The sequence below is a fragment of the Enterococcus sp. DIV1682a genome (genome assembly GCF_051711005.1).
In the GTDB taxonomy this organism is placed as follows: domain Bacteria; phylum Bacillota; class Bacilli; order Lactobacillales; family Enterococcaceae; genus Enterococcus_B; species Enterococcus_B hirae.
Genome location: NZ_JBIOLT010000001.1, coordinates 647,345 through 663,171, shown reverse-complemented (window position 1 = coordinate 663,171; position 15,827 = coordinate 647,345). Strand labels below are relative to the sequence as shown.

At 37.4% G+C, this 15,827-nt stretch carries 12 protein-coding genes and 2 other annotated features; of the genes, 2 read left to right on the top strand and 10 right to left on the bottom strand.

What is annotated here, in order from left to right; all coding sequences use genetic code 11:
• Positions 1 to 24: 24 nt before the first annotated feature.
• The 3 genes from IGJ23_RS02935 to IGJ23_RS02925 all read right to left on the bottom strand — a co-directional run bounded on the left by IGJ23_RS02935 (position 25) and on the right by IGJ23_RS02925 (position 3,387).
• Entirely contained in the window at positions 25 to 1,233 is a 1,209-nt protein-coding gene (locus IGJ23_RS02935; RefSeq protein ID WP_438774608.1) for an ammonium transporter, read from the bottom strand.
• A gap of 403 nt (positions 1,234 to 1,636) precedes the next feature.
• Positions 1,637 to 2,230, bottom strand: a complete 594-nt coding sequence (locus IGJ23_RS02930) for a YczE/YyaS/YitT family protein (RefSeq protein ID WP_053765862.1) — start codon at positions 2,228 to 2,230, stop codon at positions 1,637 to 1,639.
• 269 nt (positions 2,231 to 2,499) lie between these two features.
• On the bottom strand, positions 2,500 to 3,387 hold the full coding sequence (locus tag IGJ23_RS02925; RefSeq protein WP_010738325.1) for a hypothetical protein: 888 nt from the start codon (positions 3,385 to 3,387) through the stop codon (positions 2,500 to 2,502).
• A gap of 348 nt (positions 3,388 to 3,735) precedes the next feature.
• On the opposite strand from IGJ23_RS02925, the gene IGJ23_RS02920 reads away from it, so the two are divergent.
• Together IGJ23_RS02920 and IGJ23_RS02915 are read left to right on the top strand one after the other, a co-directional pair.
• Complete coding sequence (locus IGJ23_RS02920; RefSeq protein ID WP_010719900.1) at positions 3,736 to 5,073, top strand: amino acid permease; 1,338 nt, start codon at positions 3,736 to 3,738, stop codon at positions 5,071 to 5,073.
• Positions 5,074 to 5,204: 131 nt separating this feature from the next.
• Positions 5,205 to 5,648 carry a DUF305 domain-containing protein gene (locus IGJ23_RS02915; protein WP_034699754.1) on the top strand — a complete coding sequence of 148 codons (444 nt, stop codon included), beginning with the start codon at positions 5,205 to 5,207 and terminating at the stop codon, positions 5,646 to 5,648.
• Between the two features lie 71 nt (positions 5,649 to 5,719).
• On the opposite strand, the gene nhaC is transcribed toward IGJ23_RS02915, so the two are convergent.
• The 7 genes from nhaC to mgtA all read right to left on the bottom strand — a co-directional run bounded on the left by nhaC (position 5,720) and on the right by mgtA (position 15,709).
• On the bottom strand, positions 5,720 to 7,132 hold the full coding sequence (gene nhaC / locus IGJ23_RS02910) for a Na+/H+ antiporter NhaC (RefSeq protein ID WP_438774607.1): 1,413 nt from the start codon (positions 7,130 to 7,132) through the stop codon (positions 5,720 to 5,722).
• Between the two features lie 372 nt (positions 7,133 to 7,504).
• Positions 7,505 to 8,740 carry a M20 family metallopeptidase gene (locus IGJ23_RS02905; protein ID WP_438774606.1) on the bottom strand — a complete coding sequence of 412 codons (1,236 nt, stop codon included), beginning with the start codon at positions 8,738 to 8,740 and terminating at the stop codon, positions 7,505 to 7,507.
• 74 nt (positions 8,741 to 8,814) lie between these two features.
• On the bottom strand, positions 8,815 to 9,651 hold the full coding sequence (locus tag IGJ23_RS02900) for a MetQ/NlpA family ABC transporter substrate-binding protein (RefSeq protein WP_010738329.1): 837 nt from the start codon (positions 9,649 to 9,651) through the stop codon (positions 8,815 to 8,817).
• Positions 9,652 to 9,664: 13 nt separating this feature from the next.
• Positions 9,665 to 10,345 carry a methionine ABC transporter permease gene (locus IGJ23_RS02895; RefSeq protein ID WP_010719905.1) on the bottom strand — a complete coding sequence of 227 codons (681 nt, stop codon included), beginning with the start codon at positions 10,343 to 10,345 and terminating at the stop codon, positions 9,665 to 9,667.
• 1 nt (position 10,346) lies between these two features.
• The gene (locus IGJ23_RS02890; RefSeq protein WP_438774605.1) at positions 10,347 to 11,420 is read right to left on the bottom strand and encodes a methionine ABC transporter ATP-binding protein; all 1,074 of its coding nucleotides are present in this window, start codon (positions 11,418 to 11,420) and stop codon (positions 10,347 to 10,349) included.
• Positions 11,421 to 11,482: 62 nt separating this feature from the next.
• Positions 11,483 to 11,720: a binding site (T-box leader), on the bottom strand.
• A 39-nt stretch (positions 11,721 to 11,759) separates the two neighbouring features.
• Positions 11,760 to 11,995, bottom strand: a binding site (T-box leader).
• 76 nt (positions 11,996 to 12,071) lie between these two features.
• The gene (locus IGJ23_RS02885; protein ID WP_438774604.1) at positions 12,072 to 12,743 is read right to left on the bottom strand and encodes an HAD family hydrolase; all 672 of its coding nucleotides are present in this window, start codon (positions 12,741 to 12,743) and stop codon (positions 12,072 to 12,074) included.
• 317 nt (positions 12,744 to 13,060) lie between these two features.
• Positions 13,061 to 15,709: a magnesium-translocating P-type ATPase gene (gene mgtA / locus IGJ23_RS02880; RefSeq protein WP_010738332.1), complete on the bottom strand. Its 2,649-nt coding sequence runs from the start codon at positions 15,707 to 15,709 to the stop codon at positions 13,061 to 13,063.
• Positions 15,710 to 15,827 lie beyond the last annotated feature (118 nt).

Genomic DNA, 15,827 nt, shown 5'->3' with positions numbered 1-15,827 from the left:
TTCCTCTTTTCTACTATATTTAATTTATTTATTTTCAAAAAACGTGAAATCTAATCCTTCTTCTTGTTCTTCTTTCGTCGTCGTGATGATCGTTAGACACATGATGCTCTTTAAGATACCTGCTGTGAGCGCATAAGCGTATAAGGCAACTAGACAAACACCGATGATTTGAACACCTAATAGGAACCAGCTTTGTGAATCAGAGAGCAAATGAGCATTTGTAGCAAAAAGCCCAATTAAGATGGTTCCAGTAAAACCACCCATGCCATGTACACCCCATACATCAAGTGCATCATCCCAATTTTTCTTCTTACGAAATGCAACAGCATACTGACAAACAATTCCGGCAATGATTCCGATGATGATGGCACTACTTGGATTGATATAGCCTGCACACGGTGTAACTGTTGCAAGTCCAGCGACAGAACCAGTTAAAATGTCGACAAAATCAAAACCATTCCCTCTGATTTTCGCTAAGATCAACCACGTCATCATCGCAAATGCCAACGCAACAAAAGTTGAACCAAAAGCATTGACCGCTTGGTAATCTGCTCGGAGTGCCCCTCCAGCATTAAATCCAAACCAGCCAAACCAAAGAAGACCTGTTCCAATAGCTGCTGCCATCAAACTACTATGTCCTGATCGTTTAGAAGTAGGAATCTTTCTTTGTCCAAGTGTCAAAATACATGCCAGCGAGCCGAAACCTGCAGTTGTATGGATGACAGCACCACCAGCAAAATCTCGGAAGCCTAATTGTGCTAAAAATCCGCCTCCCCATATCCAGTGACAAACAGGGAAATAAATCAGAAGATTCCAAAAAATTAAAAGCAAAACATAACCTTTAAGATTCAATCTTCCAGCAAAGGCCCCCGTCATCAATGGAACGGTGATTACGATAAACATCAATTGATATAAAAAGAACATCAAAAAAGGAATCGTTGCTCCATGTAATAAATTAGGTGCGTTAGAGACATGCTTCATTAAAAAAAAGTCAGCTGGATTACCAATTAGTCCACCGATATCTCTACCGAAAGCTAATCCAAAACCACCAAATATCCACATCAAAGTTGTTATTCCTACTGAAAGAAACGACTGTGCCATAATAGTTGTGATGTTATTTTTCCGTGCCAACCCGCCATAAAAAAATGCCAAGCCAGGAGTCATCAAGCAAACCATTGCGGTACATAAAATCATAAATGCTGTATCACCTGTATTGATAGGTAAATGATTCATTCGTTTTCACCTCTTTTCTATGGTTTGAGTATAAGAAATTTTAACATCTGTTTTTTGTTTATCTTTTTGCGTTTTGTATCGTCAAATCCGAAATAAACTAAAATATTGGTTTAATTACTTCTTAAAAGTCTTACCTTATTTAATATGTATCCGTTTTTTTAATCACTTTATCCAGCTGTCTGATGGACTTTCAGAGAAAATCGGCACAATAATAATGCTGTTTTTTGTTTTTTTATTTTGTTATCGTTCAACTTTTTGAACAAAAATAGACTTTCTCTTTATTTTTTTCATTAAACTGAATCATTAGTAAACAAAACAAAAAAGAGTCTGGACATCAATCCGACTCTTTCTATGTAATAGATATATAAATGGTGTTCGATTCGCACAGAATTGCTTCACACGTTTAAATTCTATTCAATTGCTTTAGTGTTAATCCAAAGATTGGTCCAATCGCTAGTACACATAGAAGTGTTCCGATACCAATAGGGGCACCTAATAATACGCCTACAACGACCATTAGTGCATCTAAACCGATCCGAATAAAAGTTAAACTGAATCCCGTAAATTTATAAAGCAATTGAGTCAGTGCTTCTAGTGCGGCAGATCCTTTATTTGAAGAAACATATAATCCCGCTCCAACCCCAAATAAAATAGGAGCTAAAAGAACTGCCATGATCGAATAGCCAGTCATGTTAACTGAAAGTTTATTTAGCCATGGTTCAATCTGTCCAATCAGTAATCCCAATCCAAAACCATTGATTAAACTACCGATCCCTAATTCTTTTCGATTGAAGATAGCAACGATTCCTAACACTACTGCATTAAACAACAAACTAGCTACCCAAAAGGGAATATCGATCAACGTCAACATTCCTAATAAAAAAACACTGATCGTATCTGCGCCTTTATGTGCAGTGATCAATAATGTGATCGCTAATGCAATCATACTTGTCCCTAAAATCACTTGTATTATTTTTTTTCGTTCTAATCTATTCATTTTTCCTCCATCAAACCAAAAGATCCGCTTGTTGAACGATCAGATATTAAACAAATGACGATACATTTATTATATCTGATACGCCAACTAAACCTATGGAGCCTATTTTACTATTAAATAGGAAGAAATAACTATCAACTATTACGGCTACCACTGAAATAATTAACGTAAAAGGAAGCGATTTATCTGGTATAATGAGAAAAGGTTTACATCGTTAAAAGAACGACTGTTTTTCTAAAAAATTCCCCCGCTTTTTCACCCATACATTCTTAATCTTCTTTATGATACTCATACTTTTCAAAGTCTACTTTATCTAGCCATAAAAACCTTTGAGCCCAATTATTGACATCAAAAAAGTTTAAAATGTTCGGATCAACTGGCTGAAAAGGTGAATGCAGGAATTCCGGCAATTCATCCAAATTTCGTTCCTGCAGTAAAAAGATATTTTGAGGATTATAAAAATAGTAGCTTTTAATTGCTTCATTGTCAGTCACTAACTTTTTCTCAAAAAAACTAGATTCAAAAGTTCGTAAAGTGACTCCTTTTTGTCCTGCTCTCATGAGTTCTAAAATTCCTTGTGATTGTGCGGTCAATGCTAAATAATCTGCGTAAGAAAGATAATTCGCCTGCTCATTTCCTCGTGAAGGTAAAATATAATAATTGGTTGTAAGTCCACGCTGTTCAAATTCCTTGCGATAGCTCTCTGCTAGCTCCTTACGACCATTATCAGTGGCACCAAAAAACAAATCAGAAGTGACTTCCACCTGAGGAATCTTCATCTTTTTAGAATAAAATGAACTATTGTGGCGTAATCCAAGTTTTTGCGCCTCTATCCGGTCAAAATGGTATATTTCATCGACGGCCGATTCGTTTTGTGCTTGTTGAAGCATTCTAAAGTGTTCCTCTTCTTTCAAATGATTCCAAAAGTATAAAACGATTTTAGCTGTTGTATAAGGGCGGATCTTCGCAGCTATTTCCGTTTCGAATCCATAATCTAAAAAAACGATCAATTCATATTCTTTCAATTTGGGGTGGAAAAAATTAAAATACACTGGATCTAATAAATCTTTTCCCGAAATGACATCTAATGAATCAATCGAGGGTAAAAAATACAACGCTTTATCTTTTGCAACCAATAAGATAGGCAATTTTGACATTCTGGTTTCCTCACTTTCCTATGACCATTATGGTTCATTTGATTAATTCAATAGTAACATGAAAATTAGTGATTTTTTGCTATCATAATTTCTTCCCTTAGGAAAAGACAAACAAAACGCTCTCTTATTAGGGTTTGCTCCTACTATCAAGTTTTACGCTTACATAGGAAATTTATGACAAACATATGATGTTTTCATTAAAGTAGAAATTTTTATTTACAGAATTGTTGAAATTGTCAGATAATTTGCTATGATATAAAAAGTTATTTTTCTACTTAATATAGTTATCAATCATTTGACTGCGATTGTTTCGCCGTCAATAGTTTAGTCTTAGAAAAGGGGTTGCTTATGGAGAAAACTGAAACAAACAAACTAAAAAAACAACTAAGTTCCAGACACATCACGATGCTAGCACTGGGGGGTGCTATTGGTGCGGGACTATTTAAAGGAAGTGGCGAAGCTATTGGGATTGCCGGTCCTGGTGTCTTGATTGCTTTTTTGATTGGTGGGGCTGTTTTATTCATCGTAATGAATGGTCTTGGTAAATTAGTTTTAGATGACGGGGATACCCAGCATGGATTATCGGGGCTTGTTCGACCTTTTTTAGGTGCCCATTCTGCTGACTTTATCGACTGGGTTTACTATTCATTATGGACGATCAATATTATTGCCGAAGCTGTAGCGGCAGCATCCTTCTTACAATTATGGTTTCCAACGATTCCACCTTGGACCTTTGTCTTAATTCTAGCCGTGTTGACAACGTTGATTAATTTATATTCTGTGCGGTTATTTGCTGAAACTGAGTATTGGTTGGCATTTGCTAAAATCAGCGTAATCATATTGTTGATTATCTTCGGGATATACCTGGTAGGTCATCAAATGTTTGACATTGGGGTCTTTCCTACACTAAACAGTATTACGGATCATGGTGGCTTTGCCCCTCATGGTATGAAAGGAATCGTCAACTCGTTACTCGTAGTTATTTATTCTTATGGTGGTTCAGAATTGATTGCGATCACAGTAAGTGAAGCCGACAATCCCAAAAAAGCGATTCCTAAGGCAATTCGTGGAGTAATGGGACGAATCATTTCATTTTATATCATTCCATTGTTCTTGTTGTTAATCATTTTCCCTTGGGATACCTTGGCAAACTCATCTGCTAGCCCATTTGTGATGGTATTTGAAAAAATGCATATTCCATTTGCCGCTGATCTTGTAAACTTTGTGATCATCTTAGCGCTCTTTTCTTCCATCAACTCAGGTGTATATGCTTCTTCACGTTTGCTGTATTTCCGTTTAAAAGACAAAAAAGGGGCAGCAAAAAAACTATCTGTTTTAAATAAACACCATGTTCCACAACGTTCCGTATTATTTTGCGCAAGTGTTTTATATTTAGGCGTTGTTCTTTCTTACTTTGTTGGTGACAAACTATTTGGCTATTTGGCTGGTTCTCTTTCCTACACTGTCTTAGTCATCTGGCTTATGATCAGTATTGCAGCCTTTATCCTTGCTTTAAAGAAAGGTTCTCTTTTTGAAAAAGGGGTAAACTTATTAGCAATCGTAGTTTTAGGATTGATCTTTGTGGGAATCTTCTTCACTAATTCAATTGGTGTGACATTATTGACTGCCCTTCTTTACTTGGTGATTTTCTTTAGCTACCGCAAGAAAAATGATATCTTTGCTTAAAAGCCCTATAAATAGCTTGAGTTCCTTAAGCCAAAAACAAGCAACTAAGTTGTACCAATCAATTTAGTTGCTTGTTTTTTTGTAAGCTGAGAAGATAAAAGTTGGGGAAAAAATAAAAGGAGTGTTTTTAAATGAAAAAGTATTGGAAATTTTTATTAATGATTGGGGTATCGACCGTCATCATGTTTGGTATGATGTATTTGAATGTCTACTCGATCGATCATCTTTTCTTTAGTCGTACACGGGTGTTCATGGCATTGATGATGGGCGCTGTAATGGCGATCATCATGCTCTTATTTATGTGGAAAATGTATGAGAATAAAACATTGAACAAAATCATTTTAGGGGTAAGTGTCTTAGTATTTGCCGGTTCTTTGTTTATGGTCCGTAGTCAAACAACAGTCAGTGATGTCGCTTGGATGAAAGCCATGATCCCTCATCATTCGATTGCTATTTTAACCAGTAAACGTGCCAATTTGAAAGATCCTGAAGTCAAGAAATTAGCAAACGACATCATCGAAGCGCAAGAAAAAGAAATCGAACAAATGAAGAAGTTGATTGAAGAACAAAAATAAGTATATCGTAAAAAAAAACGCCCGAAACATTGCTGTTTTGAGCGTTTTTTTGATTCAAATATTCCGAGAGTTTATTCGTTTGTATCGATACCAAGCGTTCCATTCGGCTTTTCGTCTATTTTTTCGAACCCTAATCCAGTAAAGGCGCTAACCATTGAAAAAACTGGTGAGAGTAAACTGAAAAAGACAAATGGTAAGTATGTGAGGGTTGGAATCCCAAAGGTACTAGCTACAAAGCTGCCCGCAATTCCCCAAGGTACAAGGTAATTGATCACTGTGCCACCATCTTCTAACGTTCTACCTAAAACAGTTGGGTCAAACCCAGCTTTCTGGTAAGTTTCTTTGAACGCATTCCCAGGTAAGATAACTGATAAAAATTGTTCTCCAATAAAGAGATTGACACCAATACTTGTCATCAATGTGGTGAAAATCAATTTTGGTGTATTGGTCATTTTCTTAGAAACGACATCCATAACAGTTGAAATCAAACCGAATTCAATGAGTAATCCACCAAGTGATAATGTTAAAATGATCAAAGAAACAGTTGGCATCATACTTTCGATCCCACCACGACTAAGTAATGAATCAATTTGTTGATTGCCAGTAGTTGCAACGAATCCAGATTCAATCACTGTCGCTAAACTACTAAGAGAAGTTTGCGGATTCTGAATAAAGATCATCCCCACCGCCACAGCTATATTTAATAGAATAGTCAAGATAGCTGGTACTTTTTTCCAAGCACATAATAACATTAAGAACAAGGGAATCAACGACCAAAAAGAAATTGTAAAGTTTGCTTCCAGAATATCAGTGACTTCTCGGATAGCCGTTAGACTAGTTTCTCTATTTGTGTGTCCAAGAACCATGAACAAAAAGAAGGAAACGACAAAAGCTGGAACCGTAGACCACATCATATGTTTGATGTGCTTGAATAAATCGGCATCAACGATTGCTGCGGCTAGATTGGTTGACTCTGACAAAGGAGACATTTTATCTCCAAAAACAGCACCTGAAACAATTGATCCCACGACTAACGCTGGATTAATTCCTAATGTCGTACCAATACCGAAAAATGCGATTCCAATCGTTGACATGACAGTAAAAGCACTCCCTACTGCACTACCGACGATAGCACAAACAACAAATACAGAAGGAACAAACCACTTGACACTTATCAATTTAAAACCAATAACCATAAGTGTCGGGATAATTCCTGCTTGGATCCACACCGCAATCAGTGCGCCGACTAATATAAAGATAAAAATCGGAATGATTCCCGGTTTGATTCCATTGATAATTCCTTCATGTAACCACTCTGTTGGGTATCTTTTCACTACAGCGTAAAGCATGATCATTCCAATTGCTGCTAAGATCGTAATGTTTGGTGATAATTTTAATCCGACAACCCCAATTGCTATACTTGCCACAATCACCAATAAGACAAATACAGCTTCTTTAAAACTCGGTTTTCCTTTTTTCTTCATAATCATTCTCCTTTTTTAGTTAATCGAAGTACTAAAAAAGAATAGATATCGAATGACTCCGCCACAATTCATGGGCATTTCCCCCTCTAATCAAACAAAAAGAACTATTTTCAACTAAGGACGAATGACTCCGCGGTACCACCTTAATTAAAAACAGTTCTGTTTTTCACTTTGATTTAACTATTTAGTTTTTATTCCTTTTCATGTAATTCGACATTTCGGCTTGATCGGTTCGCAGCTACCACCGACTTTCTGAACAAAACACCTGAAACGCTACTATGTGAAAAGTTGACTTTCATGAAGTTTACCTTCTGCGAGATTTTTTGTCAATACAAAATGACTATTTTTTTCAAATCATAAATCATTATTTATTTAAAAAGTCGAACCAGTTAATTGACTTTTTTCTAAAAGTTGTTGGTGTTCTTCCTGAATCTTTATCAATAAAGCTGGTTGTTCGAATAAATCTAAAGCGGTAGCCGCTAATAGTTCTGCTGCAATGGCGATCGATGCCAACCCTTTTTCACTTTTTGCGGCTGCTTTAAACTCTTTCGAATGTCCAGCGATATACTCATCTGAAATCGAAATAGTTGGTTGAATCGTCGGAATCACTTGACTGACATTCCCTACATCAGAGGACCCTAAGCTGGTCTTTTCTGTTACATCGATTTCCGTTTCTGGAACTCCAGCTGCTTTTGCATGTGTAAAAAACAACTCATCGAAAGAAGGTGTCGGAATCATATGATCTACCGCATTTTGAAACAAACCAAATTCATAGCTTGTGCCCGTACTCAACGCAGCCCCTTTCACGATTTGTTCCACTTTTTTAAAGACTATATCTAATGTTTGGCGATTGCCAGCACGTAAATAAAAACGTCCTGCAGCATATTCAGGGATGACGTTAGCAGCAACTCCGCCGTTAGTGATGATCCCATGGATATTGACATCTTTAGGTAATTGTAAGCGTAGTGCGTTGATACCATTAAAAACTTGGATCAGTGCTTCTAATGCGTTTACTCCCTTTTCGGGTGCTGCAGCAGCGTGAGAAGCAACTCCATAAAATTTGATATCAACTGGATCATTAGCTAGCGATTCGGTTGTTTTTCCGTAACGGTAAGCTGGATGAGCACATAAAGCAGCCGCCACATCGTCAAATAATCCCTCACGAACAAAGCTCCCTTTCGCTGAACCATTCTCTCCTCCTTCTTCCCCTGGTGTTCCATACACTCGGATCTCACCACCAATTTCGTCAATTTGTTTCTTAATGATACTCGCGGCTAATACAGAATACGTTCCAAAAAGATTATGTCCACACGCATGTCCAATTCCAGGAAGTGCATCAAATTCAGCTAAAAATGCAATCGTCGGACCTGGCTTATCTGAGCGATAGCTAGCAGCAAATCCTGTACGGTGTCCAGCGACCTCCTTTTCAACTGTAAAGCCTTCTTTTTCTAATTGGCGAATCAAAGCAGCAGATGAATAAAATTCGTAATTGCTCACTTCTGGATGTTGATGGATATCCAAGGCAAGTGCTTGATATTCTGGTAATCTTTCTTGGATCGCTTTTTTCAATAAACTGGATCGATTCGTTGAAATAGTTGATGTAGTCATAAAAAAATTCCTCCTTGTATGCTGGCTTCCGATAAAAATTTCTAGTTAATTTGAGCTGTACTTTCTGATGATGCTCATTTACGACCAAAGGTTTTCCATGCTGGAACACTCGAACCTTTTGACGTTTCTTCAATGACTTTAGCAGTTGCTTCAGTTTGATAAGTATCAACGATTTTTTGATACGTACGGTTTGTTTCATCTTCTTTTCGGGCAACAATGATGTTGACATAAGGGCGGGCACGATCATCCACTGGTTCTAAGAAAATTGCATCTTTCGTTGGTGTGAACCCTGCATCGACTGCTACCCCACTATTGATGACCGAAAGACTCACATCGTTTAGCGCACGTGCTGTTTGCGAAGCATCCAATTCTGTGAGCTTAAGTTTTTTATCGTTTTCTGTCACATCAGAAATCGTCGGAGTCTGTCCCTTCGATGGATCAACTTTGATCAGCCCCGCTGATTGAAGAAGAAGTAAAGCTCGTCCCCCATTGGTTACATCATTAGGGATGGCTACTTTTGCACCTTCTTTTACTTCCTCAATCTTTTTGATCGTATTGGAATAGATTCCTAATGGGGCATTTACGGTGTTTCCGATTGAAACTAGATTTGTGCCATGTTCTTCATTATAGTTATCTAAAAAGAACTGGTGTTGAAAGGCATTCAAATCAATTGAGCCATCAGCTAAGGCCGCATTTGGTTGATTATAATCGGTAAACTTTACATATTCTAATTCAATATTCTCCTTTTTTAGACGTGCTTTTACATCGTCCCAAACATCTGTATCTTCACCAATCACCCCTAATTTGACAGTTGTTTCTTTTGTTTTTGTATCTGCCTTTCCTTGACTACAGCCTGCCAACCAAAATAATGCGACGAATGTCACTACAGCAAATCGAATCACTTTTTTCATTTTTTTTCCTCCATTAATGTGATATTTTTTTAATTAGAAAATTACTGATAAATTGACTTAAAAACACCAATGCCAAAATCAATAATGTCGCAACAACCGTTACGTCTGTTTGAAATCGATTATAGCCCCGAGAAATAGCTAAATTTCCTAAGCCACCAGCTCCTACAGCACCTGCCATTGCGGTTAAGCCAATAACATTGATGATCGTTAAAGCTGAGACACGAATGATACTAGGTAGTCCTTCCAGTAAATAAACACGAAAAATGATACCCAATGGACTCGTTCCCATTGCTTGTGCAGCTTCGATAACACCGGGATCAACTTCAAGCAAGGCATTTTCGATTTGTCGAGCAAAAAAAGGAACGATGCCGACAATCAGAGGAACTAGTGCTGCCGTTGCTCCAATTGTTGTTCCGACAATAAAACGAGTCGTCAATGCAAGTAAAGAGAGTAAAATGATAAATGGAATGGATCGTACGATATTGATCACCTTATCAAAAAGTTCAAAACATAAGCGGTTTTCAATTAATCCTTTAGGGCGGGTAACGACTAAAACCACCCCTAATATAATGCCCAAGATTCCCCCAATCAAAGCAGACCAGAAAGTCATATATAGTGTTTGCTTTGTCGCTTCAATGAATTCATCTGGGATCAAATAAACATTTGGCAGATAGCTTTTGAGCCATTCGTTCATCTTAAACGCCTCCTTCAACGAGTTTGATTCTTTCTTGTGTTTCATGTTTTTGTAAGAGATTGACTTTGACACCTAATTGGATCAAATAATCTAGGGCTTTTTGTTTTTGAATACTATCTCCCGCTAAAGTTACCACCAAGCTTCCTATCGGTGTTTCTTGCAGCCATTCGATATTGCCATAAAGAATGTTTGCTGTTACTTGGTATTTGCTATACAACTGGGCAATCAATGGTTCATTCGTTTGGCTCCCCACATAACTCAGTTCAACTAGCCATTTATCCGTAAGCTCTTCTGCAAAGCCTTGCTGTCCAGTAATCTTTTCCAATGCTTGATCTAAGTGAGTCGCTGTACGTATAAAATCTTTCGTTAGTTCTTCTTTTGGATGACTAAAAATTTGAACACTACTTCCACTTTCGATAATTCGTCCAGCTTCCATCACCGCCACTTTATTACAAATTTCTTTTACTACTTGCATTTCGTGGGTGATCAAGACGATCGTTAATCCTAATTGGCGATTTAATTTTTTGAGCAGCGCTAGAATTTGATGAGTCGTTTTTGGATCAAGGGCACTCGTCGCTTCATCACAAAGCAATATTTTGGGATCATTTGCTAAAGCTCTCGCAATCGCTACTCGTTGTTTCTGTCCACCAGATAATTGGTTGGGATAGGCAGAAGCTTTTTCCTTTAACCCAACTAAATCCAGTAAGTCACTTACTTTCTGACGACGTTCCTGTTTTGATTTCCCAGTATACTTTAAGGAGAAATCAACGTTGTCAAAAATTGTGCGACTTTCCATTAAGTTGAAATGTTGAAAAATCATACCAATCGTTTTCCGTTCTTTTCTTAATTCTTTTGGTGTGAGATCACTTAAATTCGTCTGCTGAATGATTACTTCCCCCTTCGTTGGTTTCTGTAAGAAATTCATCACACGAACTAATGTGCTTTTTCCTGCCCCAGAATAGCCCACAATGCCATAGATATCTCCTTGAGCCACCGATAAATTCACTTCATTGACAGCTGGGATGTCTTTACCTTTTTGCTCAAAATGGACACTGATGTTTTTTAACTCAATCATTCGTTCTCCTCCTTGTTGTATAATAAAAAAGGCATCCTCAAGAAAATGAACTCAATCATTTCCTTGAGGACGCCTTTTTGCGTGTTACCACCTCATATTCAAGCCACATTCACATGTCGCTCCTCTTCAAGTACAAACATACTCTAGCGAGATACCGGTCGCAGCCGTTACCGCCTCACAAAATGCTTGGGGTAAAATGCTCAGTAGCCATTTTCCAATCGTTCCTCTTTGCTTCTTCTCAGCTCCCGAAGCTCTCTGTTAAAAGATTTCCAACTGTACTTACTACATCATTGCAAAAAAATATATAAAAAAAATCCTCTTACCAACAAAAAATGTTAGTAAAAGGACGACGAATCGTGGTACCACCTTTATTCGGAAGTTTCCTTCCCTCTAGCCAACGTCTCATTCCTGAGAGATTGGGGTTCAGTTTAACGGTTGAACGACGACCGAATTTATCTACTTATCGACAAATTATTCTCCAAGGCCATTTTCAACTTTGCGGATTTGACTCTTTTCACCAAACAGAGCCTCTCTAAGAAATCGTTCAAGTTTACTTTCCTTATCAACGAATATACTTATTTAGTTGTTGCGAATAATTTACCGTACTCATAATTAAAAGTCAAGGAAGAAGTTTACAAAAAAATGATTGAATTATTTTGTTGTTTTTTTATCTAACATTTCAATAACAGTTCGTAAGTCGTTTCCTTCAGCAAGTAAATTTAATTTTTCTTTTTCTTCTGCTGTATAATTTCGTTCAAAACTAGTATCTGGAATTAAAACAACGCCCATCCCAGCTCGGGAAGCAGAAGTAGCTCCAACTAAAGAATCTTCCACTGCAAATGCTTCTGAAGCAACTAATTTTGTTCTTTCTAAAGCGGTTAAGTAAGGAACAGGTGAAGGCTTGTTTTCACTTACTTCATCACCGAATGTCATCGTATTAAAATAATTAGCCAAATCAAATTGGGCTAAGATATCAGTCGCTCTTTTAGTAACTGTCGTTGTCGCTAATCCAAGTCGTAAGTCACGTTTTTTTAATTCAGCTAAAACTTCTTTCGCATAGGGTTTTAATTGTATCCCACCGTTATGAAGCTGTTGATAAAAATATTCTTCACGCTTAGCACGAACTTCTTGAACTTTTTCAGGGCTTCCAGCTGCTTTCACTAAAATGTCAAAACTTTGCTTCCAGTTTTTACCTCCCCAAGCATCTACTACTTCTTTGGGAATCGCTAAATCATACTGTTGGAATCCCCATAACCAACCATCACGATAGGTTTTCTCCGTGTCAACTAATAGTCCATCTAAATCAAATATTGCGCCTTTCATTTTTCACTATTCCTTTCAGAAAACAATATCCATAGTTTAGCATGTTTCATTGTTATTTGCACAGAACGAATCATATTTTCCTTTCATAATAAAATGAAAGGTATAGAAAAAAATGAGCCCGAGGCACTTTTGAAGTGCCCCGAACTCATGATTAGAGGTGAGAATGGACGGGTAAACGGTGTTCATTCATCAACTCCTTGCAATAAGCCTGAATTTTTCAAAACATGAGAAGCTGTTTCAAAAAACTCTTTCTTATTGTCTTCGGAGCTACCCGATAACTTCACAACCTCTTTTTCACGGTGTTCATTCATCAACCCTTATAATAGTTCGCCGAATTTTTTAATATAGAATTTTTTGACCATTGTCACTAATGTCAAGTAAGCTAAAATCGTTACGACTAACCAAGTCCAGTAAGTTCCTGGTAACGGCATCAAACCTAGTTCTGCACCAAAGCCTGTAAATGGCAGAATCGAACCTACAACGATTCCTAATGTCGTAATCGTAAACATCGCAAATGTCGCATTGCTTTGAATAAATGGAATCTTTGGTGTCCGTAGTGCGTGTAGGACTAATGTTTGTGACCATAATGATTCAACGAACCAACCTGCATGGAACAACGCAATAAATACGATCTTTTGTTGTGCATCTAATGTATGGAAATCTCCACCTACAACTGCTGGACAAATGATAAAGTACATCAATAAGTAGGTAGTGATATCAAAAATCGAACTCGTAGGTCCAAAATACACCATAAATTTCCCAATGCTTGATGCTTCCCATTTTTTAGGCTCATGTAAGTATTCTTTATCCATTTTATCCCATGGAAGTGAGATACAAGACACATCGTAAATCAAATTCAAAAAGAGAATTTGCAGTGGCAACATTGGTAAAAATGGTAAGAATGTGCTGGCAACTAAGACAGAGAACATATTCCCAAAGTTTGAACTTGCAGTTGCCTTGATGTATTTCATGATGTTCCCAAATGTTTCTCGACCAGATAAAAGACCTCTTTCTAAAATCGTTAAATCTTTTTCTAGTAAGATCACATCGGCTGATTCTTTTGCGATATCTACTGCTGTATCAACCGAAATACCGATATCCGCTACTTTCATTGCCGGTGCATCATTGATACCATCGCCTAAAAAGCCCACGGTATGGCCATTTTGACGTAAAGCTGTCGTTAAACGAGCCTTTTGTTGAGGATTCAATTTAACAAATACTTCATGATTTTCAGCAACTTGTGCTAATTCACGATCATCCATTTCTGAAATCTTTTCGCCAGTGATCAATTCATTAATTTCCAGACCCACTTGACGACAAACCGAACGAGTGACTAATTCATTATCACCAGTTAAGACTTTGACTGCGACACCATGATCTTTCAATGCTTTTAGTGCTTGTTTCGTCGTTTCTTTTGGAGGATCAAGGAAAGCAAGGTATCCAATCAATACCATATCTGACTCATCTTTCACTGAAAATTCGCCAACTACGCTTGGGTTTGTTTTTTGGGCCACCCCGATTACACGTAGACCATCTTCATTTAAATCTCTCACTTTTGCAAGAACTGATTCTCTTTTTTCATTGGTTAATGGACTAACGATCCCATCAATGTCGATGTAATTAGAGATACTCAACATCTCTTCGATCGCACCTTTGGTAATCATTTGTGTTTTACCTGCGGTGTCCTCTACAACGACACTCATCCGACGACGTTCAAAGTCAAATGGAATTTCATCCACTTTGCGGTAATTGATTTTATCGGTTGCTAATGTTTGTTTGGCTTCATCAATAATTGCTACATCCAACAGATTTTTTAATCCTGTTTGATAGTAACTATTTAAATACGCATGGCGTAAAACACGATCATCTTCTTTACCAGAACAATCCATGTGGTATTCTAAAATGATTTTATCTTGAGTCAATGTCCCAGTTTTATCCGTACATAACACGTCGATCGCACCAAAGTTTTGGATCGCATTCAAATTTTTGATGACCGTTCCTTTTTTCGCCATCACGCTAGCGCCTTTAACTAAGTTCGTAGTAACAATCATTGGTAACATTTCAGGTGTAAGACCGACTGCTACAGATAAACCGAATAGAAAAGCTTCCAGCCAATCCCCTTTAGTCAACCCATTGATAACGATAACTGTTGGTGCCATTAAAGCCATGAATTTGATCAATAACATGGATGTTTTATGAATACCAATTTCAAAGCTTGATTTGATCGGTTTTTCAGAGAGCGTTTGAGCCACATGTCCAAATAATGTTTCATTACCAACAGATACAATAATACCTTCAGCACTCCCGCTGATAACGTTACTTCCCATAAAAGCCAAATTTTCATAACTAGTTTCACTCAAAGTCTCATCATCGTAAACAATCGCTTGCTTTTCGACAGGGTAACTTTCACCAGTTAAGGCAGCTTGTGAAATAAATAAATCTTTGGCTGACAACAGACGCATATCTGCAGGAATCATATCACCTGCTGATAATCGAACAAGGTCTCCACAAACGATTTCTTCCATTGGAATCTCAGTATAATCACCGTTACGTTTAACTGCTGCGGTTACTTTTACCAATGATTTTAATTTTTCTGCGGCTTGGTTAGAGCGAACAGATTGAACCAACGTCATCGTTCCACTGACGATGACCATCGTAAAGATGATAATTACTCCAAATAAATCTTTATCCCCAGGAGCGGCTAACACGTATTCTGTGATAAATGAAATCACTCCGAGTGCAATCAATACCAAGGTGAATGGTGTAATATAAGCTTTTAAAGCTTCTACAATAAAGGGTGTTTTCTTCCCATAAGAGATTGAATTTTCACCATATTTTTCTCTTGATTCTTCAATTTGTTCGTCTTTCATTCCTTGATCAGTCGAATGAAAGAAGTTCAATAATTCTTGTTTTGTCTTTCCTGCAAATGCAGCATACATTTTTTGTGTATCTCTCTTTTTTTCCATCTCATTTTTCTCCTTAGACCCAGTAAATATAAGCAATACTTATTTAAGCTGGGTTATTTTTAGTTAGTTGAGTAATGGAGAAAATGCTGTATTTAAAGGGGCTGAAAACAGATAGATA